The organism is Pseudoalteromonas sp. APC 3691 (assembly GCF_030408135.1).
In the GTDB taxonomy this organism is placed as follows: domain Bacteria; phylum Pseudomonadota; class Gammaproteobacteria; order Enterobacterales; family Alteromonadaceae; genus Pseudoalteromonas.
This window is the reverse complement of sequence record NZ_JASDCB010000014.1, coordinates 1-26060: the sequence shown is the minus strand read 5'-3', so window position 1 is coordinate 26060 and position 26060 is coordinate 1. Positions and strand designations below refer to the sequence as shown.

Genomic DNA, 26060 nt, shown 5'->3' with positions numbered 1-26060 from the left:
AGGGGATTTAAGTATTTATTGCTTTAAAATTGTAGGCACATAACTTGCTTTAACTTATAAGTTAGTTACGTAGAGAACAAACTAATCATTGCAGTCGTAAATTTGCCAAATTATTGGCATTCCCGGATAGCTGGAGAGCACCATGAAGTATAAGTTGTTATTTATTAGCCTTAGTATAAGTGCAGTGCTTTACAGTACTCACTCGCAAGCTGCTATGCGCCAATACACAGCAACCCAAGACAACTCCAACTGGGAAGTAGTTAAAACAACGCGCTTACAATGCCAATTAAATCATGAGGTTCCTTATTACGGTGAAGCTATATTTAAAGCTTCTGCAAGTAAAAATAAAAACTTAACATTTAATTTAGATATGGTTGTACGCCCAGATAACTACGCAATTGCAGGTTTAAAAGCAGTGCCACCTACATGGCGTGCAGGATTGCCCGCTCGCGATATTGCAAATATGAAATTACTTAAAAAGTTTGATGGCGAGCTAGGCAATAAAACCGCATGGGAAATGCTTACCGAGCTTGAAAAAGGCTACTACCCTACTTTTTATTATCAAGACTGGCAAAACAGTGCCGATAAAATTGCCGTTGGTATATCGAGCGTAAATTTTAAACAAGCTTACTGGGCGTTTTTACAATGCCGCGATGAGCTACTCCCTTACAGCTTTGAAGATATTTCGTTTACTGTAATGAACTATCAATCTAACAGCAGTAAATTAACTAAATCCTCGCAACAACGTCTTGATAAGATTGCTGAGTATTTAAAAAATGATGCAAGCATAGAGTCCATTAGTATTGACTCATACACTGATAGTTATGGCGGACGCTGGAATAACTTAGATTTATCGCGCAAGCGCGCCAAAACTATAAAAGATTATATGGTGAGCTTGGGTGTTGATGAAGCAAAAGTACAAACAACCGGTTTAGGCGAAAAACGCTTTGTTGATAATAACGATAACATTTTAAGCCGAGACAAAAACCGTCGTTTAATTATTCAAATAGAAAAAATGTAGTAAAGCTAATTTTCGCTTGCTTTCTTTTGCTTTAAAAACTTATCACCAAATTGGAAAAAACCTAGACTAATTAAAATAATAACCGCACCAATTATTAGTTCTTGGCTTAATGACTCATTATTTAGCCAAGCTCCCAAGCCTAACGCAAAGCTAGGAGTTATAAGTGTAGTAAGTGATACCGTGCTTGCATTTAGGTTTTGCAGCACATGAAAATACGCCAAAGCCCCTACTAAAGATCCAAATATTCCTAGATAACCAATAGCCCACAATGATTTTGCACTCCAGTTTTGTATATGCAACTCACCATCTAATAACCACCAAGCAATAAAAAAGAGTGGGGTTACAAAAACTAAGGCACCAAATGTTGTTGCCATAGGATGAATCGCAATCTGTACACGTTTGATCATCACACCACTTAAACTAAAAAAGCAGACAGCCATAAACACATAAAGCAACCCGAGCCCTTGAGTTTGCGAGTTTTGTACTTGGTTATAACTAACAAAATATAAGCCAATTAAGGCGCACGCTAACGCAACTAATTTAATCGGGCTAAATTTAGGTTCATTTAATAATTGCTGAGCAAGCAACCCCGACAAAATAGGTGCAAGGCCAAACATAAGCGAAATAATACCAGAAGGGACTGTTTTAGCTGCCATATAGCTCAACAACATACCGCCAAAAATACCTATACTCGAATAAAAATAAAGTAAGCATGCATTTTTGCTCCAAGGCACTCTAATATTTGTAATGGCAACAATTAAGCCACCTAACAATAGTCCCACCAGCATCCGCATTAACACAGCAAGTGTTGGCGATACAGTGTCACTACTCCACACGATACCCAGTGGTGTAGTGGACCATATAAGAACCATTAAAAAATACGATACTTTAACTGGCACGTGCCATCCCTACGCTTTATATGAATCAATAAAACAAAGAATAAATTATACGCTCACTACTGTGTTTTAGTACTTTTTAAACACTAAAGTCCTTAATAAATACAGTTGTAAATTGTAAGTTACATTTTAATAACGCTCTTTTATTACAAAACTATTTGAGATTTGAGCAACTAGTTATATCGTGCATGTATATTAATAATAATTAAGGTAATTAAGTGCTTAAAAATAAAACAACTGGAAGCATGTTAATTGTTGCAGGCACCACTATTGGTGCAGGTATGTTGGCATTGCCAATTGCATCTGCCGGGCTTGGGTTTAGTACTGCACTTGCATTAATAATTGCTAGCTGGTTGCTAATGACCTACACCGCACTACTCATGTTAGAGCTACACCAATATGCACCACGCGATGCTACATTAAATACATTGGCTAAATTATGGCTTGGAAAACGCGGACAATATATTGCGAATTTTTCGATGGTTTTTTTATTTTATGCTTTATGCGCTGCTTATATTGCAGGTGGTGGTGCACAACTTCAAGCGCGTATAAATATAGGCTTTGATGTAAATATAGCCCCACAGTTTGGCTCTGTGATCCTCGCTGTTATTATTGCTAGTGTGGTAACGCTAGGCACTAGCAAGGTAGATAAATTAAATAGAGTGTTATTTACAATAAAAATTGTTGTATTAGCTAGCTTGTTTTACATGCTTACCCCTTATGTGCAAGGTAAGCACTTATTAGAGATGCCCGTAGAGCAAGGATTAATCCTTTCGGCTATACCGGTTATATTTACTTCGTTTGGCTTTCATGGTTCTATCCCCTCTATTGTTAAATATGTTGGTGTTGAAATAAAAGTACTGCGCAAAGTAATGATTGCTGGAGCCGCCCTACCTTTAGTTATTTATATTTTTTGGCAACTACTTAGCCAAGGTATTATGAGTCAAGCTGATTTACTCAACAGCCAAGGGCTTAATGGGTTTGTATCTAGCGTGGCAAGCATTGCGCATAACCCAAGTGTGGCAACGGCCGTTAAGTTATTTGCTGATTTAGCACTGGCGACATCATTTTTAGGGGTGAGTTTAGGGTTATTTGATTTTTTTGCTGATGCATTTAAAAAAGGTGACAATAAAACGGACCGAATTAAAACGGCCTTGATTACGTTTATTCCGCCGCTTGGCTTTGCATTGTTTTATCCTCAAGGCTTTATTATGGCCTTAGGGTACGCTGCAATAGCACTTGTCGTGCTGGCTATATTTTTGCCTGTAGCAATGGTTTATAAACAGCGTACAACATCAAATAAAACAGGCTATAAAGTAAAAAGTGGGAATGTTGGGCTTGGTATAGCAGCTATATGTGGCATAACTATTATTGCTGCACAGTTTATGCAAATGGTGGGGCTTATTCCTGCTATTGGTTAAAGTTTTTTGTTTTAATTTAGATAATAAAAAACCGTTTTTTGTTTTAATTTAGATAATAAAAAACCGCACATCATCAGGTGTGCGGTTTTTTTATATTAACTGCGTTTATTTACAAACGTCAGCTACAGCATTTGAAAAGTATTCAATATTTGAATGACTAACACCTGCAACATTTACGCGGCTAGAGCCAACAATGTAAATGCCGTATTCTTTTTGTAGGCGAGCAATTTGCTCTTTATTAATACCTAAGAAAGAAAACATACCGTTTTGGCGCTCGATAAACGAGAAATCTTGAGCAATATCTTTAGTTGCTAAGCTTTCTTTAATTAAGCTACGTAAGCCATTTATGCGGCTACGCATTTCATCAAGCTCAGAGTGCCATAATTGTGTAAGCTCAGTACTGCTTAAAATAGTATTAACAATGTCAGCACCATGCGCTGGCGGCATTGAGTAAATACTACGTACAACGCTTAGCATTACAGAGTTTGAAATATCTGCTGTTGCGCTGTCTTTTGCAATTAGTGAACATGCACCAATACGCTCGCGGTATAAGCCAAAGTTTTTAGAACATGAAGAACAAATAATCAGCTCTTCTACTGCATCGGCTAAAATACGTAAGCCACGTGCATCTTCTTCAAGTGAAGCACCAAAGCCTTGGTATGCAATATCAACAAGTGGTGTAAAGCCAACTTCTTTTGCAAGTTCGGCAACCGTATTCCACTGTGTTTCATTTAAATCCATACCGCTTGGATTATGACAACATGCATGCACTAAAACCACATCACCTTTAGGCACTTGTTTAAGTGTGTTGATCATTTCATCAAACAGTAAATCTTTATTTTCGTAATCGTAATATGGGTATTCTTTTACTGTTAAGCCTGCAGCTTCAAACAAACTAATGTGGTTAGCCCATGTTGGGTTAGTTACCCAAACAGTCGCGTCTTTATTGCAACGCTTAATAAATTCAGCTGCAACACGAAGTGCACCCGTACCACCAGGAGCTTGTGCAGTACGTACGCGGTTAGCTAGTAATGCTTGGTGTTCACCTAATAGTAACTGCTCCATTTTTTGGCAGTAATCTAAATTACCCGCTAAACCAATGTAAGATTTGCTCATTTCGTTTTCAAGACGAAACGCTTCAGCTTTTTTTACCGCTTTAAGAACCGGTGTATTGCCTTGCTCATCTTTGTAGACACCTACACCTAAATCAATTTTATTAGGGTTTGTATCTTGTTTATAGGCCGCCATAAGGCCAAGAATAGGATCTGTTGGTAATGGTTTTAATACTGAGAACATTGGCTATCTCTTATCGTTATTTAGGGGTTAGCTGTTAAGCTAAGCTTAACATAAAAGCACATCATATTGACTAGCGTTATTTACACTAGAAAGTGAGGAATTTTAATACAACATGCAATTAAAATGGCAAGCGTCTTTTCATCAAAAAAATCATTTTTAAAGGCTTCAGCATCTACAATACCAACGCATTCATTTTGTGCATTAAATAAAGGTAGGCAGGTTTCTGATTTAACTTTAGGATCGCATGTGTAGTATTCACCACCTTGTGATAAATACGCTTCAACGTTATTAATAATGCGGCCCTTGTGAGATAGCGCAACCTGTACGTTGTTACTGCCAGCCGAAAATGCTTGCGTTAAAGGAAACAACGGACGACTAGGCGCACCATGATAAGCCAATTTTAATAGTTGATTACCTTCATGGGTATTAGTTGATTGATAAATACCATACCAATCAACGCCTGTTTGCTGCTCAATGTAGCTCACAATACTTTGTAAATTAGCTAGCTTGAACTGTGTTTGCTCATCATTTTTAAGATAATCAGTTAATTTGAATGGCTCATCTTGTAGGTAACCAAATAAACTACACGCACCGCCCTCGCCAAGCTCAGGTATTTGATACTCCCAACATACATTAGGCAAAGCTGTGTTTGCTAAATGTAGCTCAAGCTTTTCAAGCTCTGTTGAAATCAAAGCTGGATTAGCACTTAGTTGTGCTTGTTTTAGGTAAGAAGAAATCATTTGGCCATCCATACATCTAAAGTTTCGAGAATAATAGCATGGATATTTTTGCAGAGCTAGCTCAACTTGTAGCACATTTCAACTTGGTTACCGCTGGCGTTATAAGTTACTTTTTCGGCTATTTCTTCTAATAAAGACACCCCTCTACCAAATTCATTATTAACCTTTGCCAGCTCATCGTGCTTACTACTAAACCCTCGGCCTGAATCACAAATAATGAAATATAAACTGAGCGTATCAGGGCAATAGCGCATATCAATAATAATCATAGCATCTGTAAGTTTAGCTAAAGCTGCTTCTCTTAATTCGTAATATCGAAAAAAGCCGTCTTCTTGTTTTTTAATCTCTGAGTCTAGCCCTAGTACACCATGATCAAGCGCATTGTTATACGCCTCAGACAACAGTAAAAATATATTAGAGCGGTGAGCATTTAACCCCTCAACACTGCTTAAAATATTAACAACGTCGTAAACGGGGTCTGTTTTTTTTATTTGTTCTGAGTTTAAACTCAAAGATAAATTAAACGCTAAAGTAGAGAATGCTTCTCGCTCTTGCTCCTCAGGAACTAAAGGCAGACAGTTTAGTAAAACAATACTTAAATCATCTTGCTGTTTAGTGCCATCTGCAAACTTAGTAACGTCACCCACTATATCTTCGCTACTAATCATCGATTTACTTTTTAAGGTTTGTAAAAAACGCTCTTCCCCAAAAAATGTATCTTCTTTGTTTGCTGTTTCTATAATACCGTCGGTTGCTAATACTAGGCGTGTATTACTATTCGTTTCAAAGTGAATAACTTCATATTCAAATTCTTGGTCGTCTAAAATCCCCAGCGCCATATGTTGCGACTCTAATGTTTGTTTTACATTACCGTCTTTATCTATTAGGTACGCATCTGGCAGGCCGCCCATCCATGCAGAAATACTTTTACCGGATGCACTAAGCTCTATAATGGTTGCAGCACAAAACATGTGTCCAGGTAGGAGATTGTAAAGCAGTGTATTTAGCTCACAGGCAATGTCATTAATCGCCATGCCTTTTTGTACCATAGTATAAAAAACACGAGAGATAGGTAATGCACCAATAGCTGCCGCTAAGCCGTGCCCTGTAAAGTCTCCCAACATGCAATACAGATTGCCTATTGGACTTTGCGCCACTAAAAACATATCGCCGTTAAACATAGACGCCGGCGATAAATTAAAATCGAGGTACTCTTTAAACTTGCCTTGATTCTCTAATGAGTTATTAAAAATATGCTCAATTATTTCGTGTTCACGTTCAATTTGATTGTGATGATATTCAAGCAGTTTTTTTTGTTGATTCGATTTTTTACTTAGCTCTCTGGTGCGGCTATGTGCTTTAATTTTTGCATGCAAAATAACTTTTTCAAATGGTTTATGAATAAAGTCATCGCCACCTACCGCGAGGCACCGCTCAAAACTTGCTTGATCTTCTAAGGAGGTTATAAAAATAATCGGTAAGTAAACTTCACTATACTGCTGCTTTATTTTTTCAGCTGCTTCAAAACCATCCATTACGGGCATTAATACATCGAGTAAAACAATGTCTATTTGCTCTCTTTTAAGTACATTAAGTGCATCTAGCCCATTGTAAGCCACTGAAATTTTGTAACCTTCCTGCTCAAGCATTTTACTTAGTAAAATGCGATTGAGCGCCTGATCGTCAACAATCAACACATGTATCATTAGGTAATATCAAACTTTTTATCAAAACGTGAAATTTGTAGGATTTTTCTAAGCTGAGGTTGGCAATTACTTATTTCGATGGTTTGCACTTGGCTATCAATGGTTTTTTTCATATTAAGTAACATGCCAAGTGCTGAACTATCCATATAATCAGTCTCTCTTAAATCGATAATTACCTTTACTGTTTCTTCGCTCATTTGAGCATAGGCTTGGCGAAAAGATTGCACTAAATTAAAATCAAACTTACCTTTAATTTGTATTGTTAATGTAGTGCCATCGACAGATTCATTCTTAGTTAAACTCATAGTAAACTCCAATAATATTTCCTTTGAACTAAATATAACCTGTTAAAAGTATTTAGCAAAAAGAAAAACACACAACTTCAAATTTGCTATCATTTACACCAGTATTTAATTCATTTTTATCCACAAAGGTAAGGTATGAGTGATAGTCACTTAGTATATTCAACTAGTACGGGTCGCATTGACCAGCCAAAACCAGAAAAAGAGTTACACGCTAAACTTTTTAAAGATGGTTTTATTCGCATTGAGCGTCAAACAAAAGGGCGTAAAGGCAAAGGCGTAATGCTAGTTGTTGGCATTGATCCAAAAGATCACGATTTAAAAAAGTTAGCTAAAACTATAAAAAGCAAAATGGGCCAAGGCGGCGCAGTAAAAGAAGGCATTATTGAAGTACAAGGTGATGACCGAGATAAACTAAAAGGCATTTTAGAAGCTTTAAAATTTAAAGTTAAAATTGCGGGTGGTTAACCCGCAATTTTATTAACTAATTACTTCGCTATTTGCGAGTTCATTTAACCTTTCATACAAATTCGGTAGTTCGTGTTCCGCAATTGGCTTACTAAAATAATAACCTTGCACAATGAAGCAATTATTATTTTGTAAAAACTGCATCTGCTCTATTGTCTCAACCCCTTCTGCAACCACGTCTAGCTTTAACTTTTGCGCCATGGCAATAATAGCTGCAGTGATTTCCATATCATTCGTATCCTCTGGGATATCTTTTACAAATGAACGGTCAATTTTCAATATATCAACCGGGAATCGTTTTAAGTAACTGAGCGACGAATAACCTGTACCAAAGTCATCAATAGAAATAGATATACCTAATGCTTTAAGCTCGTGCAATTGTGTAATGGCTGCCTCTACATTACCCATTAGCATGCTTTCGGTAAGCTCTAAGTGAAGGCGCTTTGCTGAAACACCCGACTTAATTATCATTTTGCTCAGCGTTGTAACTAAGCTTGAGTCTTTAAACTGGCGGGCCGATAAGTTTATCGATATATTATTTTCTAGACCTTGTTCTGCTAATCTTACGGCAAAATCACAGGACTCTTGAAGCACCCATTCGCCTAATTCAACTATAAGGCCTGTCGCCTCAGCAATAGGAATAAATTTATCTGGAGGGATTACGCCCTCAGCTGGGTGGAACCATCTTAATAACGCTTCATAGCCAACAACTTGATGAGTACGGCTATCAACTTGAGGTTGGTAGTAAACTACAAATTGCTTTTCTTTGAGCCCTATACGTAACTCATTTTCAATAAATAAACGCTCATTTGCGGCCGCATTTAATTCTTGGCTATAAAAGTGGAAGGTATTACGTCCTTTTGCTTTTGCCTCATACATTGCCAAATCAGCATGTTTGAGTAACTGATCTTCCTCTAAGCTATCGTAAGGAGCCATAGTTATACCAATACTTGCACTGACAATAACTTCATTGCTACCTAGTTTTATAGGCACGTTCAGTGTTTTTTGAATTGTATTGGCAACATCAGCCGCGTGAGCTTGGCTTTCTATACCACTGAGCAACACTGCAAATTCATCACCACCTAAGCGCGCTATGGTGTCCTCGGCTCGTAAACGTTTTTTAAGTCTGTTTGCTACTTCAATTAATAATTGATCGCCGGCATCGTGGCCTAATGTGTCGTTAATACGCTTAAATTCGTCTAAATCAAAGTAAAACAAAGCAAATGCATAATGCCCGCGCTCCGCTAATGCCATTGATTTACGCAATTGCATTCTAAAAAATGTTCTGTTGGCAAGGCCTGTAAGGGTGTCAAAGTAAGCTAGTTGTTCCATTTTACGCTGGCTTTCTTTTACAAACGAAATATCTTGTGCTGATGCTACATAACTGGTTATTTCACCGCCCTCTTCACGAATTGGCGAAACACTTAAAGACACCCAAATTGGCTCTTTATTTAAACCCGCTATTAATGTGTCCCCGCGCCAGTAATTACGACTGCGTAAATCTATGTCTATATCTTCAACTAAAATAGACATTTCTGAGGCAATAATATTAAGTAATGGCGCTCTATTAAAATGACTTTCTGGATAGCCAGTCATTTCGAGCATTTTGGGGTTTACGTACTCAATGACAAAATTTTCATCGGTGATCACAACCCCAGTGCCCGAGAACGCTACCGCTTTAGACAAACGATTAGCTGCTTTTTCAGCAATTTCTTTTTCTGTAATTCTTTGGTTTAAACCATCAATAAGCTTGCGGATTTCTACCGTCATGTCTCTAAATGAGCCATTAAGGGTACCAATCTCATCTTTGTTTTCTGGCGGAAACTCAGTTGTTAACTGACCTTTACCAAAGCTTGTTACTGCATAAACTAAAGTATGTAAACGGCGAAGGACTAGTTGATAAAGCGCTTGATGCAGCAATAAGGCAACTAATATTGCGTATAAAATAAAGAGACCGAAAAACTTCAGTTTTAAATCTTGTAATGCAGATAACGTAGATGAACGCTTTTTATATACCCCTATGTACCAATCTAAGTCATCAATCTTACGAATATTGATAATATGAGCTTCGTCATTTTTTTCAAATGAATTTGCGTATTCAGGTAACTTCACTGCAATAACATCGTCAATAATCGACTGCAGCGCTGGGTTTACAAATTCGTTAGTAGCGAGTGCTTTATTATCACTACCATAGTCAGCTAGTAAGGTCGGATTTAAGTCTGGGTGTGCCAACAATTGCCCTTTGCTATCAAACACAAGTAGGTGTTTTTCTTTATCACCAACAGGTAAAAACGAAATAAGTTTGTTGAGGGAAATATCGCTCCCCGTCACACCTAAAAACTCATTATCAACATAAACAGGTACTAGTAGGCTAATAACCCACTTGCGCCATACTGTATCGTAGTAGACTTTTGACCATGCAGGCTCTCTTACTGTTTCAAGCGTGCTCTTAATCGATTTATAAGTTGAGCCATTCGTCGCTCTAAAACCAGCTGGTGCGTTCAGTGCCCAGTTTGGAGGAGAAACACGAATAAAATCATCATCTGTAATGAGATAAAAGTTAAAAAAGTCGTGTACTAGTGTAGGAGATATTATACGCCACAGCATCTCAGAATCATTAAATAGGCGTTTATAAAAAGGAGAGTAATTTTGCTGCGGTAAAAATGCTGCTGATAAGCCATCAGCCGAGGCACTTCGAATCGTACCGTCGCTATTAAACTGTAACTGTGATTTGTTGCTTAAATTAATTGGTGAATTGGGTTGGAAAAGTTGCTGTGTTACTACGTTATTAGCTTGCTGCGCAATATTTATTTTTGTTTTAATGCGCTCATTAAATTGCTTCACTAATAAGTCTGTCGAGCTTTTTAAAATCTCATGTTCTTCAAAAACAAGTTGTTTCTCTTCAGATTTAAGCATTAAGGCAGCCGCACACACCCCTGCTATTAAACAAATAGCAGATATAAGTAGTGAAAGTTTTACACTTAAAGAATTAAATCCAAAACGCGATGGAGGGCGTCTGTAAACCACAGGTCAACCTTAATTATTAATAATTGTTATTATTTGAACCAGTTTACGAAATATATCAGATCTGACTTAATATTTATAAATTATTTGTTAAATATCACTAAAAACTAATTATGACCAAATAAATAGCGCTTTGCGCTTATTTAGCAACGTATCGTTATTGACATTGTTAGTAACTCTCCATACATTAACTGCATGAAACTATTTATCTCTCGCACTTTTTTTTCGTTTTTTAGCTTCTTTATATAAAAGAGGCTTCCCTGTTTGTGAGATAAAATCAATCGAATAGTAAAGCCTCCCAACTGGGAGGCTTTTTTGTTTTTGCTGTGTAGTAACAGCCTACTTTTGGAATGAGGATACCAAAATGACAAATGATGTATTAAATGCACTAAGACACGATATAAATGAAATAGACTCCGACTTACTGGTGTTATTAGCTAAACGCCGTCGCATTAGCCACGGCGTGGTTGAATACAAAATCGCGAACAATAAGCCAATTCGCGATGAAGCACGTGAACTCGCGCTTCTAGAAAAATTGATTGGTTATGGTAAATCACTGGGGTTAGATGCTTACTACGTAAATAATGTGTTTCAAACTATTTTGGAAGATTCAGTTTTACACCAACAAGCAATGCTGCAAAAAAACCTTAATCCAGATGCACTGAGTGAAACACATCGTGTTACTTACTTAGGTGGTCAGGGTTCTTATAGCCAGCTTGCATGTCATAAATACTTTAGTCGCCGCCCTGGTAAATTAATTGAAATTGGCTGTACATCGTTTGACGACATAACAGGTAAAGTAGAAAACGGCCAAGCTGATTTTGGTTTATTACCGATTGAAAACACAAGCTCTGGTAGTATTAACGAAGTATTTGACTTATTACAGCACGCACAAGTCTCGATTGTTGGAGAAGTCACTCACAGTGTAGAGCATTGCTTACTCGCAAACCCTGATACTGAACTTAGCCAACTGACAAAAGTATTTGCACATCCACAACCATTTGCGCAGTGCAGCCGCTTTTTACAAGGCTTAGGTGATTTACAACACGAAACATGTGACTCTACATCAAGTGCATTACAATCAGCTCTGAACACACCAAATAGTGCTGCAATTGGCTCTGCACAAGCAGGAAAAAATGTCGGCCTTGAAGTCATCAAATCAAATCTTGCTAATCAAAGCGAAAATCATAGCCGCTTTATTGTTGTTGCGCGTAAACCTCTGCAAGTGTCTAACCAAATTCCAACTAAAACTAGTTTGATCATGTCGACAAAACAGCAAGCGGGCTCACTAGCCGATGCGTTGATGATTTTTAAACAGCATAAGATTAATTTAGTAAAACTTGAGTCGCGCCCAACTCCGGGCAATCCGTGGGAAGAAGTATTTTATGTAGATCTTGAAGCAAACTTAGCTGATAGCCAAGTAAAAGAAGCGCTAGAAGAACTTAAAGAACACACCCAATATGTGCGTATTTTAGGCTGCTATCAAAGCGAGTCATTGCAGGCAGTAAGCGTTAATACTTAATACACACTTTCATAATTAAAAAGGGCCGATATCGGCCCTTTTTAGTAAAAAGTGACGAGTATTAGTCTAAAACTTTTGAATCATTCGCTTTATTTAATAAGCTTCGGCTTTGTGTTAAAAAGTGCTCTGTTGAGTCAGAAAAGTAAACTTTCGCCTGCGCAAAAGAATCAATAAGCGCTGCTTTATCTCCTGCTTTTAATTTTTCCAATGTACTTGCAAAAGTGTCTTGGTACTGTGCGAGTAGGCTCTCTACATCATCGAATTGCGCTAACATAATATCTGAGTACAACTCCGGCGACTGTGCAAATAAACGCCCTACCATCATCAGCTCTAATTGATAAATAGGTGACGAGCAACTACGTAACTCTTCTAGTGTATGACTTTGTTTTGCTAAAAACTGTCCGTACACAAATGTTGTTAAATGGCGCATTACCTGAATAATTTGCATTGCTTCGTCGTGCTTTTTAGCATCAAGCTCAACAAGCTGACAACCCCATACTTGTAACTGCTGTAACAAGCCTTTTGCCGCTTGGTGCTCTCGCCCTTCACATACAACGACTGTTTGTTTTACCCAGTGTGATATGTCAGGGCCAAACATAGGATGCAAACCCACCACAGGGCCACTGTGCGCAGCTTTTAGTGCTTTAATAGGCGATTGCTTTACCGATGTAATATCAACTAGTAAACAGTCATCATCTAGTTTAGGTAACTTAGCAACTACTGCGTCCAATGCATTAATTGGTACGCTAATCATTACCAGCTTGGCACCTTTTAAAATATTTTGCGCATCGTTTTGCTGATCTTTATCTAAAACTTTAACTTCGTAACCTGAGCGAATAAACTGCTGAGCAAATAGCTGCCCCATAGCACCTTGACCACCTACAATAACAATTGGCGAAAGCTCTGGCGCTGCACATGCAAGTTTTGCTTGTTGGTTTTGATAGGCTTCTCGCATCATGCGTCTTAGTATATCTTCAACGAGATCGGGGCTTACATTTTGATTTATTGCTTCTTGTCTTCTTGCCGCTAATAGCTCTGCTTCACGATTAGGTGCATGTAAAGGCGCGCCTGTTTGTTGTTTTATCTCACCAATTTTTTGCGTAATACCATTACGTTTAGCAAGTAAGGCAACAAGTTGTGCGTCGCATTCATCTATACCTTCTCTCAGCTGTGCTAAATCACTTATGTCAGCCACGTTCATACCACCTTAAAAAACAAATAACGTAAATATAAATTTACATAAAAGTAAACTAATCAATACGATAAATACTAACAGGATCAGCTAACTGATAAAAGGCTAAAGCTTAAATTTTACTAATGAGGAAATAAGAATTGAGAATTGAGAATTGAGAATTGAGAATTGAGAAAATAATATTCTAAAACCAAAACGGGTTGCAACCCGAAGGATGCAACCCGTTTTTTTGCGTTGATAAACAGCGCGTATTAGTTAAGTTTTTCTCTAATACGTGCAGATTTACCAGAACGCTCACGTAGGTAGTAAAGCTTAGCACGGCGAACTGCACCGCGACGCTTAACTGCTACGCTATCAATAAGAGGGCTGTGCGTTTGGAATACACGCTCAACACCTTCACCGTTCGAAATTTTACGAACTGTGAATGCTGAGTGAAGACCACGATTACGCTTAGCGATTACAACACCTTCAAAGGCCTGTAGACGCTCTTTAGCACCTTCTTTTACTTTTACCTGTACAACCACTGTATCACCAGGGCCAAATGCAGGTACGTCTGTTTTAAGCTGCTCATCTTCAAGCGCTTTAATAATATTTTGGTTTACTTTTGCCATTATGTTTCTCACTTTCCTAGGTGTAACTGTCTTCTAGCCACAAGCTTTTTGGTACTCTTGCTGAAATTCTGCGAGTAATACCGCTTGCTCCTCAGTCAGAGCTAGGTTATGCAACAAGTCAGGACGTCGTAACCAAGTTCTACCTAATGACTGCTTAAGCCGCCACTTTGCTATCTCTTGGTGGTTTCCACTGAGTAATACAGCAGGAACCTGTTTGTCGTCCAATGTTTCTGGTCGTGTATAGTGTGGACAATCTAACAAGCCATCCGAAAACGAATCTTGTTCTGCTGACTGGTTATGACCTAACACACCTGGCACTAATCGCGCTACTGCGTCAATTAACGTCATGGCAGGTAGTTCACCACCACTCAAAATAAAATCACCAATTGACCATTCTTCGTCAACATATGATTCTATTATTCTCTCATCTATACCTTCATAGCGACCGGCAATCAAAATCAGTTTATTAGAGTTAGCGAGTTCGCCAGCGCCCTGCTGATCAAGTTTGCGCCCTTGCGGGGACATATAAATTACTTTAGCGCCATCACCAGCTGCTTTTTTAGCTTCGGCAATCGCTTTTTTTAATGGCTCAACCATCATTAACATACCTGGTCCGCCCCCGTAAGGACGGTCATCTACGGTTCTATGCTTATCTAAAGCGTAGTCTCGCGGATTCCAACAGTTAAAATCAATTAAACCATTTTTTACTGCGCGACCGGTAACACCTTGGTCTGTAATAGCGTCAAACATGTCTGGAAAAAGGCTTATAACCCCTACCCATAATGAACTAGTTTGCGTCATTAAAACCCTGGTTCCCAATCTACGGTAATTTCTCTTGCGTCGTATTTAACTTCTTTAATAACTGAATCAGTTAAAAAAGGAATCAAACGTTCAGCTTGACCAAATGCGTCTTTACTGTTTGCTTTCACAACTAGTACGTCATTTGACCCTGTCTCCATAAGGTCATCAACAATGCCTAAGCTATAACCTTTATCGGTTACAACAGACATGCCAATGAGATCTCGCCAATAGAACTCACCTTGCGGAAGTTCTGGTAAATGCGCTGCATCCATTGAGATTTCAGCATGGGTATAAGCCATTGCTTCGTCTCGGTCGTTTATCTGCGCAAATTTAGCGATAAAGCCTTTGTTGTGGCGACGCCAGTCGACCACTTCTAAGGACTGCCATTTACCTTGCTGCCCTATCAACCACGGGCTGAAATCGAAGATCCCTACGGGATCATCAGTAAATGAATGTACCTTAAGCCAGCCCTTTATACCATATGGGGCACCGAGCTTTCCTACGACAATTATTGATGAGGTGTTCTCTTGACTCATGGTTACACTTACGCCTATTAAGCCGCTTTACGAGCGTCTTTTACTAACTTAGCTACGCGATCTGAAAGAGATGCGCCCTGACCTACCCAGTGTTCAACACGTGGTAAATCTAAACGAATTTTTTCTTCTTGACCTGAAGCAATTGGGTTAAAAAAGCCTACTTTCTCGATGAAGCGACCGTCACGCGAGAAACGGCTATCCGCAACCACAATTTGATAGAAAGGGCGTTTTTTAGCGCCACCACGTTGCAAACGAATAGTTACCATACCGTCCTCTATAAAGATTGACTGTTTTCATTAATAAGATTTACTCCCCAGAATGGGGAGCTGGGGAATTGTACGAGTTTTTGGCAATAACGCAAGTAAGAAGTGAAGCAAAAAGACAGTTTAGTAGGTTAAACCGTGATCTCAACGACAAATTAGGGTTAAAGGTGTATTACATGCATAATTTATTCAACAAAAAAGGAGCTATTTGCTCCTTTAAATATGATTCGCTATTATTTTAAAAAATAACTCAAAAGTATTTTTTAAAACTTAGGACCACCGCCACCCATCATCCCAGGTGGTAACATGCCTTTCATACCGCGCATCATTTTAGTCATGCCGCCTTTACCTTTCATCTTTTTCATCATTTTTTGCATTTGCGTAAACTGCTTAAGCAGCTTATTGATCTCTTGTACTTGTGTACCAGAGCCAGCTGCGATGCGTTTTTTACGCGAACCTTTGATGATTTCTGGACGTGCGCGCTCTTTTTTAGTCATTGAGCTAATAATAGCTTCCATTTGGATAAATGTTTTGTCACCCATTTGGCCTTTAACAGCATCTGGTAAGTTAGACATACCAGGGAGCTTATCAAGCATCGACATCATGCCACCCATGTTTTTCATTTGCTTTAATTGATCAGCAAAGTCGTCAAGGGTAAAACCGGCACCTTTAAATACTTTTTCAGCAACTTTGGCAGCTTGCTCTTTATCTACTTTCATTTCGACTTCTTCGATTAATGAAAGTACATCACCCATACCTAAAATACGCGACGCTATACGGTCTGGATGAAAAGGCTCAAGTGCGTCAGTACGCTCACCCACACCCATAAATTTAATTGGTTTGCCTGTGATATGACGAATAGATAAAGCAGCACCACCACGTGCATCACCATCGGTTTTTGTTAATATTACACCGGTTAGTGGCAGGGCTTCGTCAAATGCTTTAGCTGTATTTGCCGCATCTTGACCCGTCATTGCATCAACAACGAATAAAGTTTCAATTGGGTTGATTGCTTTGTGAAGATCTTTAATCTCGTCCATCATGTTGCTGTCAACATGTAAACGACCTGCGGTATCAACAAGTACTACATCTATAAATTTCTTTTTAGCATGAGAAATTGCAGCGTTTGCAATATCCACTGGCTTTTGCGAAATATCACTTGGAAAGAAATCAACGTCAACTTCTGTAGCAAGCGTTTCTAGCTGCTTAATCGCAGCAGGGCGATAAACATCGGCACTTACTACAAGCACTGATTTCTTTTTGCGTTCTTTTAAAAACTTAGCAAGCTTAGCTACACTGGTGGTTTTACCCGCACCTTGCAGACCCGCTACCATAACAACGGCTGGCGGTTGTGCATTTAGGCTTAGCTCTTCATTGGCCTCACCCATTGCTTTTTCTAGTTCTTCACGCACTATTTTTATAAATACTTGGCCTGGGCTTAAGCTTTTTGTAACTTCAACCCCAACTGCACGTTCTTTAACTTGTTTTACAAACTCGCGAACAACAGGCAGTGCCACATCGGCTTCTAAAAATGCCATACGCACTTCGCGAAGTGTGTCTTTTATGTTGTCTTCAGTCAGACGGCCACGGCCACTGATATTTTTTAAGGTTTTACCTAATCGTTCTTGGAGGTTCTCAAACATGTAACGGTTCCGATAAGACGTTTATATCAATCCATTAAAATTTTGCGGTTAGTTTGATTTTCAATTAACCAGGATTGACTTATTAAGTTTCAATTAAAAGTAGTATACCGTATATGGCGTCTTACAATACAGTGTTCAAGTGCACCTTGTTGAGTTTCTTTTTTTAAGGTCTATGCATTTGCTTTGCTATAAAATACAATGGCTATATAACAACAAGGATTATTTTGTCTCAAATTAAGTGGCCCAAGCACAATGCTGATTATTAGTTTAACTATTATTGCCAGTTTATTTTATGTGTTAGCAACGTCTCACGTGCTCTCACGCCTGTTTCATCAACAAGGCCCTAGCCAAAAGGTAACCGTCATATTGAGCACGGTTGCTATAGTGGCGCATATGCTGCTGTTAGTTAACTCTGTTTTTAGATCCGACGGTCAAGACTTAAGTATTGTAAACGTCTCCCTTTTAACATGCTGGGTTATTGTAGTTTCAGTAACAGCTGTGTCGCTAAAGTTCCCTGCCACTTTATTATTGCCCGTTGTTTATGGTTTTGGTGCTTTACTTACAATTGCCAGTTTGTTTATTCCTCATCATATTTTACTGCAAAGCATTAATATTGAGGTTGGCTTAGTAACACACATTTCCTTATCCCTATTGGCCTACTGTATTTTAATTATTGCTACTTTATATGGTGTACAGTTCTACTTTATTGATAAACGTTTAAAACGTAAAGATTTAGCAATTGTGCATAGTCACCTTCCGCCTTTGATGGTTGTTGAGCGCCAGCTTTACCAACTCCTTAATTTAGGCACCATATTACTCACGTTCGCATTACTCTCGGGGTTTGTATTTCTTGATGGGATGTTTGCTAAAGAGTTCATTCATAAAACGATATTGTCGTTAGTTGCGTGGGCTATTTTTGCCATTGTAGCCATCGGGCATATGAAAAAGGGTTGGCGCGGTAAACCTGTGGTTATTACGATCATGGTCGCTGCATTTGTCCTCACACTCGCATATTTTGGCAGCCGTTTCATACAAGAAGTGATACTAAATAAGTTTTAACTTGACTCTGCTTGCTCACTCTAGCTTAATACGCATTGATTTATAAGAAAAGGATCCATCGTTGGACGACATATCGACAAGTACCCTATTTATCATTTTAGGTTTTTTGGTGCTTTTTTCTGCTTATTTTTCTGGTTCAGAAACCGGAATTATGTCAATCAATCGTATACGCCTGCGACACCTCGCTAAAGAGGATCATCGTGCAGCTAAACGAGTCAGTAAATTACTTAGCCGTCCAGATAGGCTCATCGGTTTAATCTTAATTGGCAATAATCTTGTCAATATAGCTGCAGCTCAAGTTGCTACCATTATAGGTATTCGCCTTTACGGTGACCTTGGTATTGCTATCGCTACGGGTGTGTTAACTTTAGTCGTGCTTATATTTGCCGAAGTAACACCTAAAACTCTTGCTGCCCTCTATCCTGAAAAAGTTGCTTTTCCAAGCTCAATAATACTTAAAGGGTTACTAAAAATTCTTTTTCCTTTTGTTGTTATCGTTAACTGGATGACCAACGGGATATTGCGATTATTTGGTATTAGTGCCGCTCAAATCGACGAGCACAGCATGAGCAAAGAAGAATTAAAAACAGTGCTCAATGAGTCAGGCGCACTTATCCCTGCTCGCCATCAAAGTATGCTGACCTCAATTTTAGATTTAGAGCAAGTAACCGTTGAAGATATCATGATCCCACGTAACGAAATTGTGGCTATTGATATTAACGATGATTGGAAACTAATTAGTCGTCAGCTTACCCATGCACAACATACTCGCGTGTTATTGTATCGCGACAATATAGATGACGCAGTAGGCTTTATTCACTCTCGAGATGCACTTCGTCTACTTACAAAAGAGCAATTTGATAAACCATCTTTGCTGCGTGCTGTACGCGAAATTTACTTTATCCCAGAGGGAACATCACTTAACACTCAGCTGTTAAAGTTTCAGCAGTCTAAAGAGCGTATTGGCTTAGTAGTAGACGAGTATGGCGATATTCAAGGTTTAGTAACGCTTGAAGATATTTTAGAAGAAGTTGTTGGCGATTTTACAACGACACAAACTCGTACGCCAAGCGAGGAAGTAGAAACACAAACCGATGGCTCTTGTATTGTAGATGGCGGCGCTAACGTACGCGATTTAAATAAAGAGATGGGTTGGGATTTCCCACTAGATGGCCCAAAAACTTTGAGTGGCTTAATTGTTGAATACTTAGAAGATATTCCCGATGCAAATATTAGTTTACGTATTGCGGGGTACCCTATTGAAGTACTCGAAGTAAAAGAGAATATGATAAAACAGGTGAAGATTCAGCCTAATAAGCGTTCTCGCTAAGTAAAAAAGGAGCCGATTGGCTAATGCCGATCAGTTAAGAAAATGACCGGTTGACCGATCCAAACGATCATGCAAAATCCGTAGTTAGGAAACTAACTACGGATTTTTTGTGAATATAGAACAAGCACTGCAAGCAACACTTGAAGAAAGCAGCCGATACCATACCTTTGAAAAATTATCAGAAATTCTTGACCCTGAAATCATTGAACAAGGCTTTCAACAAGCAGGGATTGCAACCGTTCGTAAGCGAAGATTACCGCTTGAAGCCGTTTTGTGGTCAGTTATTGGCATGGCATTGTTTCGAAAAGAATCAGTTTGGAATATCGCTAATAAGCTAGATATCATGTTACCTGGCAAGAACCAACTCGTTGCTCCAAGTGCGATGGTACAGGCGAGACAAAGGTTAGGTGATGATTCCGTTAAACACGTTTTCAATAAATCTGCTCAATCAATGTATAAGCAACAGTCATTCGAAACATGGAATGGTTTGAACCTATTAGCTGTTGACGGTGTTGTGTGGCGAACAGCCGACACGCCTGATAATCGTAAAGCCTTCTCTTCAGGTAGCAACCAATACGGTGATACAGCCTTTCCTCAAATACGCATGGTCTGTCATATGGAATTGACCAGCCATCAACTGCTCAGTAGCGAGTTTGATAACTATAAAACCAACGAGATGAAATTAGCTGAGCGTTTAATTGAACGTACACCAGATAATTCACTGACTATGTTTGATAAAGGATATTATTCTTTAGGCCTGTTAAATCGTTGGCACCAAACTGGGAAGATGAGGCACTGGCTGATACCAGCAAGGCCCGACTTACAGTATGAAATCATCTCCAGCGCGGGTAAAAATGACCATATCATTGAATTGAAAACAACAAAGCATGCACAAAAAAACTTTCCCGATGTTCCTGAAACGATTAAAGCGAGATTAATCAGTAAAACAATAAAGGGCAAAAGCTACCGTATATTAACCTCGATGACGGATAGATTGCGTTATCCAGGTAATGAAATTGTTGAATTATATTGTCATCGTTGGGAGATAGAACTTGGGTTTAGAGAAATCAAACAAACCATGCTTGATAGCGCATACCATTTAAGAAGCAAGCGTCCAGACATGGTGCGTCAGGAGCTATGGGGCGTGTTACTCGCCTATAATTTAATACGAAGAATAATGACGATGGCGGCGACAGTTACAGGGATATGGCCTAACCAGCTTAGTTTCTCTAGCAGTTCGATGGCTGTCATTCAGTATTTCTCGTCAGTATCTATAATGAGTCCAGGAAACATTCCAATACACTGGCAGCACTTACTCAATACACTGGTCTTATTTAAGCTTCCAGCTAGACGAGAGGATAGAAGATATCCCCGATGGGTTAAGCCAAAACCATCTAAGTATCCCCATAAAAAGAAAGATGCCAGTCAGCTTAACTGACTGGCATTAGCCGATTGGCTCCTTTTTTATATCCATTAATAACTTTCTAGCCAAATATAAGGCGTTCAAACCAACCTTTATCAAGCTCGTCTTCACAGCGTTTTAATTGCGCACCATAACGGCTCGCTCTGTGTTTAACTTTGTTTGCGACACCCATTAACCACTTTTTCTTTTTATATGTGCCACGCTTATAACCACCCCAACCTTCATGATAATTAAGGTATTGTGCATAAGCATCCCACTTAGAGATTCTATTTACTTTATGCGTTTTATAAACAAACCATGCCATAAAGTCGATTGCATCATCAAAGTCGTCTCTATCAGCACCATTGTTGCCTGTTTCACGAATGTAATCTGACCATGTTGGTGTTTTAGCCTGTGAATAACCATAGGCATCACTTGCGCGACCGGTTGGAATTATCCATAAGAAGTACTCCATAGGTGGAGCCGCATCATGCTTAAAGGAGCTTTCTTGGTACATCATACTCATGAGTACATGCTTAGGAGAGCCCCATTTTTCTTGCGCGTCTTTTGCGTCAAAGTACCAATCAGGTTTTTCTTCAAAGATTTTGCATAGATCGTTAGGTTGTTTCGGAGGCGCTGTAGCACAACCAGCTAAAGTAATGGCAAGAGATAAAATAATTGCATTTTTTTTCATTTTTCTAAGATCTCACAGAACTTTTTTAAAAAGTGTGGGTCTGACTCAATGAATGCAGCAGTACAGCATTAGTTCATCCCTGAATATATATTTACGCAGCCTACTTAGGCTGCGTTTTTTTTTGCTTAAATTTTACTAAGTATTAAGATTATTTACCGCCAAAATACGCATCTAAAAAGGCGGTAAATGACTGGGTATCTGCTTGCTCAATTGCAGTTTGTGCTTCGTTAGACTCTACAACTTGTTGTTCCAGCCAAGGCTTTAAAAACTCACTGTAATCAGTGTCAGCGTGACTTTGTTTGTATTTATTAGCCAGTGCTAGTGCAAAGTGACCGTTGTCTAAACCAGACTCTTTTAATTGCGACACGTAACGTCCAGAATAAGTAAGCTCTGGATTATGCACCCACGTTGCCATGCGCTTTATAGTATCGGAGTAATAATTAACACCATAAGCATTATCCATCCATTTAGCGACATCAGTGAGCTGTGCAAATATTTCATCGCCCCACGACTGAAAACTACGCTGTGTGTTATTAAAGTTAAGCATTAGCCCTTCTTCTCGACCTTGATTGACTACTGTGTCGAGGTTTTCAGTACTGCGTGCTTGTTCTTTCCAATCCATTGGAGCTGAATCTTTTAATAAACAATACGTTAAAAACACATCTAAAAAATGAATTTGCTCAATATCAATACCCACTTCGCTAAACGGATTAACGTCTAACGCGCGAATTTCTACATATTCAATGCCTGCTCGAAGCAATGCATCCGTTGGCGTTTCGCCACTTTTAGCATTACGCTTAGGACGAATTGGCGAGTAAAATTCGTTTTCAATCTGCAGAATATTTTTATTTAATTGTTTAGGGTTTTCACTCTTATAGTCATCAAGATCACCATAAATTTCTGATGGTGTGTTGATTGCTTTTTTAAGACCTGCAACATATTCATCTAACGAGTTATACATTACGCGTAGTGACGACTGGGCGCTATTTGTATAACCTAAATTGCCTAAACGCAGTGCCGTACCAACTTCTAAGTAAAGCGTACCTTTACCTAGTTTTTTAAATGGTAAATCGGTTTTTCGACCTTGTAAAAATGAGTTACATAATGCTGGTGATGCACCAAACATGTAACTTATTAGCCATAGTTCGCGTTTAAAGTTACGAATAAGCGCTAAATAACCTTCTGAAATAAAATCTTGAAGGCTTGCATTACTTTGTTGTAACGAATGAAGCGATTGCCAAAGCGTATCTGGGAATGAAATATTAAAGTGAACACCTGCAATTGCTTGCATCATACTTCCGTAACGATTTTTTAATCCTTCACGGTATAGTGTTTTCATTTGACCAGTATTTGAACTACCAAATTGAGCTAAAACAATATCATCTTGGTGTTCAATAAAGCATGGCATACTAATAGGCCAAAGCAGTTCATCGTCCATCTTTTCTAGAGTGAACTTTTGAAGATCTTTTAATTGCTTAAGAGTTTGCGTTGACGACTCACTAACTGGAGTAATAAATTCAAGTAAAGATTCAGAAAAATCAGTTGTGATATGGCCATTAGTTAACGCACTGCCCACCCCTTTTGGATGACCTTTAGGTGATATAGCACCATTCTCTTGTATTCTTAGCGACTCTCGCTCTATGCCACGTTTAATGCCTTTAACTGCATGTTGGTGCTCATTTACTGATAACGCTTCAAGTGCGTTAGCTAAATCATGTGTTGTCAAAAAATCTTTCCTCGGGCCACGTGGCTTAATCATAAGGTTATGGGGACTAATTACTTAGACTCAAGATTAATACCAATTTTTATTGAAAATATGATCATTGTATCGCATTAAATAGCGCACTCACTGCGTTAAAAATTATTCATATAGAACAACTATATTTCATAATTTTCGACGTGCTATTGTGCTATTTTCTTAGCGCTATAATAGATCATTCATTTAATGCAACTGGAATAAATTGCTAAGAACAATATAACTTTTCAAATTTAATAATTATTTGCCCACTTTATACATGCGCTTAATATGACCAACATCATTATATTAAGTCGTAATATTGCCATTGCTATGTGCATTATACAAATGCTTTAAATACGTATTTAACTATAAATCAAATAAGTAAAATATCAGCTTAAAGTAATAGACCGGAACTTATGCAAAATCAGTTCAATTTAGCTGTCTGGTATTTAAACTTGATCTAGATCAATAAATACAATCATTTGTCTTATGAGCATAGAAGGAAAGACGCTATTTTTTGCTTTGTAGTGTGTAAGCAATATAATGACTGCAACAATAAAGGATGATAATAAATACAATGCACAATGATAAAAGCTTAAAAAATGAAGAAGTATACTTTGATGAATCACAAGAGCTGGTTTCCACTACTGATCTTAAAGGTGTAATAACATACGTCAATCAAGCGTTTTGTGCTGTAGCAGGATATAGCGCACAAGAGCTTATCGGTCAACATCATAATATTGTTCGCCACCCTGATATGCCAAAAGCAGCCTTTAAAGAAATGTGGGCAACATTAAAACAAGAACACTCGTGGCGCGGTATGGTTAAAAACCGCTGTAAAGATGGCCGCTATTACTGGGTAGATGCCTTTGTAACCCCCATTTTTGAACATGGCCGACTTGTTGGTTATCAATCTGTAAGAACCAAAGCAAGCTCTCAACTTAAGCAACGTGCACAAACACTTTACAACAAAATAAATACCAACAAGTCATTATTTAAACTACGAGAACACACCACAATACGACAAAGCCTTACTTTTATAAGCCTATTATTTTGGCTGATTTTTATTGCTGTTGCGGCATCAATCACCATTGCTGCAATTAGCCTATTTATTTGTGCTTTAGTTATTGTGCTAAATTATGACGAACTCATTGTTACCCCTAAAATATTACGCGAACAAAAAGCAAAAGCCGATTCAATCTCTCGTTATATTTACAGCGGCCATACACCGCACAGTGTAAGTGATTATAGAGAGCAAATGCTAAGTGCAAAATTGCGCACCGTTCTTGGCCGTATGAAAGACTCAACATTAAGCTTTAATGGCATCGCGACTGATTTAGACAAACAATCAACACTTACCGAAAAAGGCATTTCTTCTCAAGGTGAGCGTTTAGAACAAATTGCATCAGCGATGACTCAAATGAGTTCTACCATTGGTGAAATATCAGTAAATACCGCTCAAACAGCGGATAAAGTGAATAACACCCATCAAAGTTGCTCAGAGATAAAAGACCACATTGCTGATAATAGTAAAATGGTATCTGACTTAGCTTCTCAAGTAGAACAAGCTGCAAATACAGCCACCAGCTTAGCCTCTGAAGCAGATAAAATTGGTAAGGTAATGAGTGAAATAGAAGGAATTGCCGATCAAACTAACTTACTTGCTCTTAATGCAGCGATTGAAGCAGCTAGAGCGGGAGAACATGGTCGAGGCTTTGCTGTAGTCGCCGATGAGGTAAGGACTCTTTCGTCACGCACTCAAAATGCTACGACACAAATCCATAGTTCTATTAAAGAAATACAAGACACTTTATTTAGCTGGTCCAAAGTAATGCAAAGCACTAAAGCACAAGCCGATAACTGTGTTTTGACAACCGATAAAACCCAAGTTGAATTAGAGGGTATTTTTATCCAAATCAGTGAAATATCTCACTTAGCAATACAAATATCATCCGCTGCAGAAGAGCAACAAATGGTTAGTAACGACATTAGTAATAATGTTTCGCAAATTAAAGACTTTGGCGATAACAACTTAAGTTTAAGCTTTAATGTGGCAAAAGGTGCAGCTGAGCTTGTTGAAGGCTCACGTAGAGTGAACGATTTATTACTAACTTTTAAAGTTTAACAAACATAAAAAAGCCGCTATTTTAGCTGTCTCTTGATCACAAGTCTGACTCAAGAGATTTTGCTAAATCGTAGCCTTCCAGGATGGCTTGTAACTTAAGCCATCCTTGCCATAACACTTTCACAGATGCACGCCCTGTGCGCTTGGTATCTTTCCAGCCTCCTAACTTTGCCAGTTCCTGATACGCCCATGACATATTTGGAGCAGTTTCAGGCAATGGTGTTTTTATTCTCTTTAACCACAATAACTTCCATGCTTTGGGAGATAACA

The 26060-nt window shown here is 38.6% G+C and carries 22 protein-coding genes and 1 pseudogene; 8 read left to right on the top strand and 15 right to left on the bottom strand.

Features of this window, described 5'->3' with window-relative positions; all coding sequences use genetic code 11:
• Positions 1-142: 142 nt before the first annotated feature.
• Positions 143-1021, top strand: a complete 879-nt coding sequence (locus QL998_RS06655; protein WP_007581990.1) for an OmpA family protein — start codon at positions 143-145, stop codon at positions 1019-1021.
• Between the two features lie 5 nt (positions 1022-1026).
• On the opposite strand, the gene QL998_RS06650 is transcribed toward QL998_RS06655, so the two are convergent.
• Positions 1027-1920 (bottom strand): DMT family transporter, encoded by an 894-nt coding sequence (locus QL998_RS06650; RefSeq protein ID WP_290192355.1) that lies wholly within the window; start codon positions 1918-1920, stop codon positions 1027-1029.
• 215 nt (positions 1921-2135) lie between these two features.
• Between QL998_RS06650 and QL998_RS06645 the strand changes: the two genes are divergently transcribed.
• A complete protein-coding gene (locus QL998_RS06645; RefSeq protein WP_024598426.1) occupies positions 2136-3338 on the top strand; it encodes an aromatic amino acid transport family protein in 1203 nt (400 codons plus the stop codon).
• 105 nt (positions 3339-3443) lie between these two features.
• Here QL998_RS06645 and QL998_RS06640 read toward each other — a convergent pair whose 3' ends face one another.
• From QL998_RS06640 to QL998_RS06625, 4 genes are all read right to left on the bottom strand, one after another.
• Complete coding sequence (locus QL998_RS06640) at positions 3444-4634, bottom strand: amino acid aminotransferase (RefSeq protein ID WP_024598427.1); 1191 nt, start codon at positions 4632-4634, stop codon at positions 3444-3446.
• A gap of 80 nt (positions 4635-4714) precedes the next feature.
• The gene (locus QL998_RS06635; RefSeq protein ID WP_182195395.1) at positions 4715-5374 is read right to left on the bottom strand and encodes a GAF domain-containing protein; all 660 of its coding nucleotides are present in this window, start codon (positions 5372-5374) and stop codon (positions 4715-4717) included.
• A gap of 56 nt (positions 5375-5430) precedes the next feature.
• Positions 5431-7080 (bottom strand): SpoIIE family protein phosphatase, encoded by a 1650-nt coding sequence (locus QL998_RS06630; RefSeq protein ID WP_290192354.1) that lies wholly within the window; start codon positions 7078-7080, stop codon positions 5431-5433.
• Entirely contained in the window at positions 7080-7385 is a 306-nt protein-coding gene (locus QL998_RS06625) for an STAS domain-containing protein (RefSeq protein ID WP_290192353.1), read from the bottom strand. The genes QL998_RS06630 and QL998_RS06625 overlap by 1 nt, the downstream gene beginning before the upstream one ends.
• Positions 7386-7520: 135 nt before the next feature.
• On the opposite strand from QL998_RS06625, the gene QL998_RS06620 reads away from it, so the two are divergent.
• A complete protein-coding gene (locus QL998_RS06620) occupies positions 7521-7850 on the top strand; it encodes a translation initiation factor (RefSeq protein ID WP_002962947.1) in 330 nt (109 codons plus the stop codon).
• Between the two features lie 12 nt (positions 7851-7862).
• On the opposite strand, the gene QL998_RS06615 is transcribed toward QL998_RS06620, so the two are convergent.
• Complete coding sequence (locus QL998_RS06615) at positions 7863-10877, bottom strand: EAL domain-containing protein (RefSeq protein WP_290192352.1); 3015 nt, start codon at positions 10875-10877, stop codon at positions 7863-7865.
• 361 nt (positions 10878-11238) lie between these two features.
• On the opposite strand from QL998_RS06615, the gene QL998_RS06610 reads away from it, so the two are divergent.
• Positions 11239-12396 carry a chorismate mutase gene (locus tag QL998_RS06610; RefSeq protein ID WP_024604450.1) on the top strand — a complete coding sequence of 386 codons (1158 nt, stop codon included), beginning with the start codon at positions 11239-11241 and terminating at the stop codon, positions 12394-12396.
• A gap of 61 nt (positions 12397-12457) precedes the next feature.
• Here QL998_RS06610 and tyrA read toward each other — a convergent pair whose 3' ends face one another.
• From tyrA to ffh, 6 genes are all read right to left on the bottom strand, one after another.
• Positions 12458-13591 carry a bifunctional chorismate mutase/prephenate dehydrogenase gene (tyrA, locus tag QL998_RS06605; RefSeq protein ID WP_002962944.1) on the bottom strand — a complete coding sequence of 378 codons (1134 nt, stop codon included), beginning with the start codon at positions 13589-13591 and terminating at the stop codon, positions 12458-12460.
• 248 nt (positions 13592-13839) lie between these two features.
• Positions 13840-14199: a 50S ribosomal protein L19 gene (rplS, locus tag QL998_RS06600; protein ID WP_002962189.1), complete on the bottom strand. Its 360-nt coding sequence runs from the start codon at positions 14197-14199 to the stop codon at positions 13840-13842.
• A 33-nt stretch (positions 14200-14232) separates the two neighbouring features.
• Positions 14233-15000 carry a tRNA (guanosine(37)-N1)-methyltransferase TrmD gene (gene trmD / locus QL998_RS06595; RefSeq protein WP_149594286.1) on the bottom strand — a complete coding sequence of 256 codons (768 nt, stop codon included), beginning with the start codon at positions 14998-15000 and terminating at the stop codon, positions 14233-14235.
• Complete coding sequence (rimM, locus tag QL998_RS06590) at positions 15000-15536, bottom strand: ribosome maturation factor RimM (protein ID WP_182756022.1); 537 nt, start codon at positions 15534-15536, stop codon at positions 15000-15002. The genes trmD and rimM overlap by 1 nt, the downstream gene beginning before the upstream one ends.
• Before the next feature lie 17 nt (positions 15537-15553).
• Complete coding sequence (rpsP, locus tag QL998_RS06585; protein ID WP_002962192.1) at positions 15554-15802, bottom strand: 30S ribosomal protein S16; 249 nt, start codon at positions 15800-15802, stop codon at positions 15554-15556.
• Positions 15803-16062: 260 nt separating this feature from the next.
• Positions 16063-17442: a signal recognition particle protein gene (gene ffh, locus QL998_RS06580; RefSeq protein ID WP_002962194.1), complete on the bottom strand. Its 1380-nt coding sequence runs from the start codon at positions 17440-17442 to the stop codon at positions 16063-16065.
• Positions 17443-17694: 252 nt separating this feature from the next.
• Between ffh and ccsA the strand changes: the two genes are divergently transcribed.
• The 3 genes from ccsA to QL998_RS06565 all read left to right on the top strand — a co-directional run bounded on the left by ccsA (position 17695) and on the right by QL998_RS06565 (position 21269).
• Entirely contained in the window at positions 17695-18501 is an 807-nt protein-coding gene (ccsA, locus tag QL998_RS06575; RefSeq protein WP_002962197.1) for a cytochrome c biogenesis protein CcsA, read from the top strand.
• A gap of 61 nt (positions 18502-18562) precedes the next feature.
• Positions 18563-19831 (top strand): CNNM domain-containing protein, encoded by a 1269-nt coding sequence (locus QL998_RS06570; RefSeq protein ID WP_002962198.1) that lies wholly within the window; start codon positions 18563-18565, stop codon positions 19829-19831.
• Between the two features lie 115 nt (positions 19832-19946).
• The gene (locus QL998_RS06565) at positions 19947-21269 is read left to right on the top strand and encodes an IS4 family transposase (RefSeq protein ID WP_290192368.1); all 1323 of its coding nucleotides are present in this window, start codon (positions 19947-19949) and stop codon (positions 21267-21269) included.
• A gap of 46 nt (positions 21270-21315) precedes the next feature.
• On the opposite strand, the gene QL998_RS06560 is transcribed toward QL998_RS06565, so the two are convergent.
• Positions 21316-21927: a transglycosylase SLT domain-containing protein gene (locus QL998_RS06560; protein WP_290192351.1), complete on the bottom strand. Its 612-nt coding sequence runs from the start codon at positions 21925-21927 to the stop codon at positions 21316-21318.
• A gap of 148 nt (positions 21928-22075) precedes the next feature.
• Positions 22076-23653 (bottom strand): glutamate--cysteine ligase, encoded by a 1578-nt coding sequence (gene gshA / locus QL998_RS06555; RefSeq protein ID WP_290192350.1) that lies wholly within the window; start codon positions 23651-23653, stop codon positions 22076-22078.
• A gap of 589 nt (positions 23654-24242) precedes the next feature.
• Here gshA and QL998_RS06550 point away from each other — a divergent pair.
• Positions 24243-25790, top strand: coding sequence for a methyl-accepting chemotaxis protein (locus QL998_RS06550; protein ID WP_290174454.1), 1548 nt, complete (start codon positions 24243-24245; stop codon positions 25788-25790).
• A 37-nt stretch (positions 25791-25827) separates the two neighbouring features.
• On the opposite strand, the pseudogene QL998_RS06545 reads toward QL998_RS06550, so the two are convergent.
• Positions 25828-26060, bottom strand: a pseudogene (locus tag QL998_RS06545) (IS4 family transposase); the annotation flags it as partial.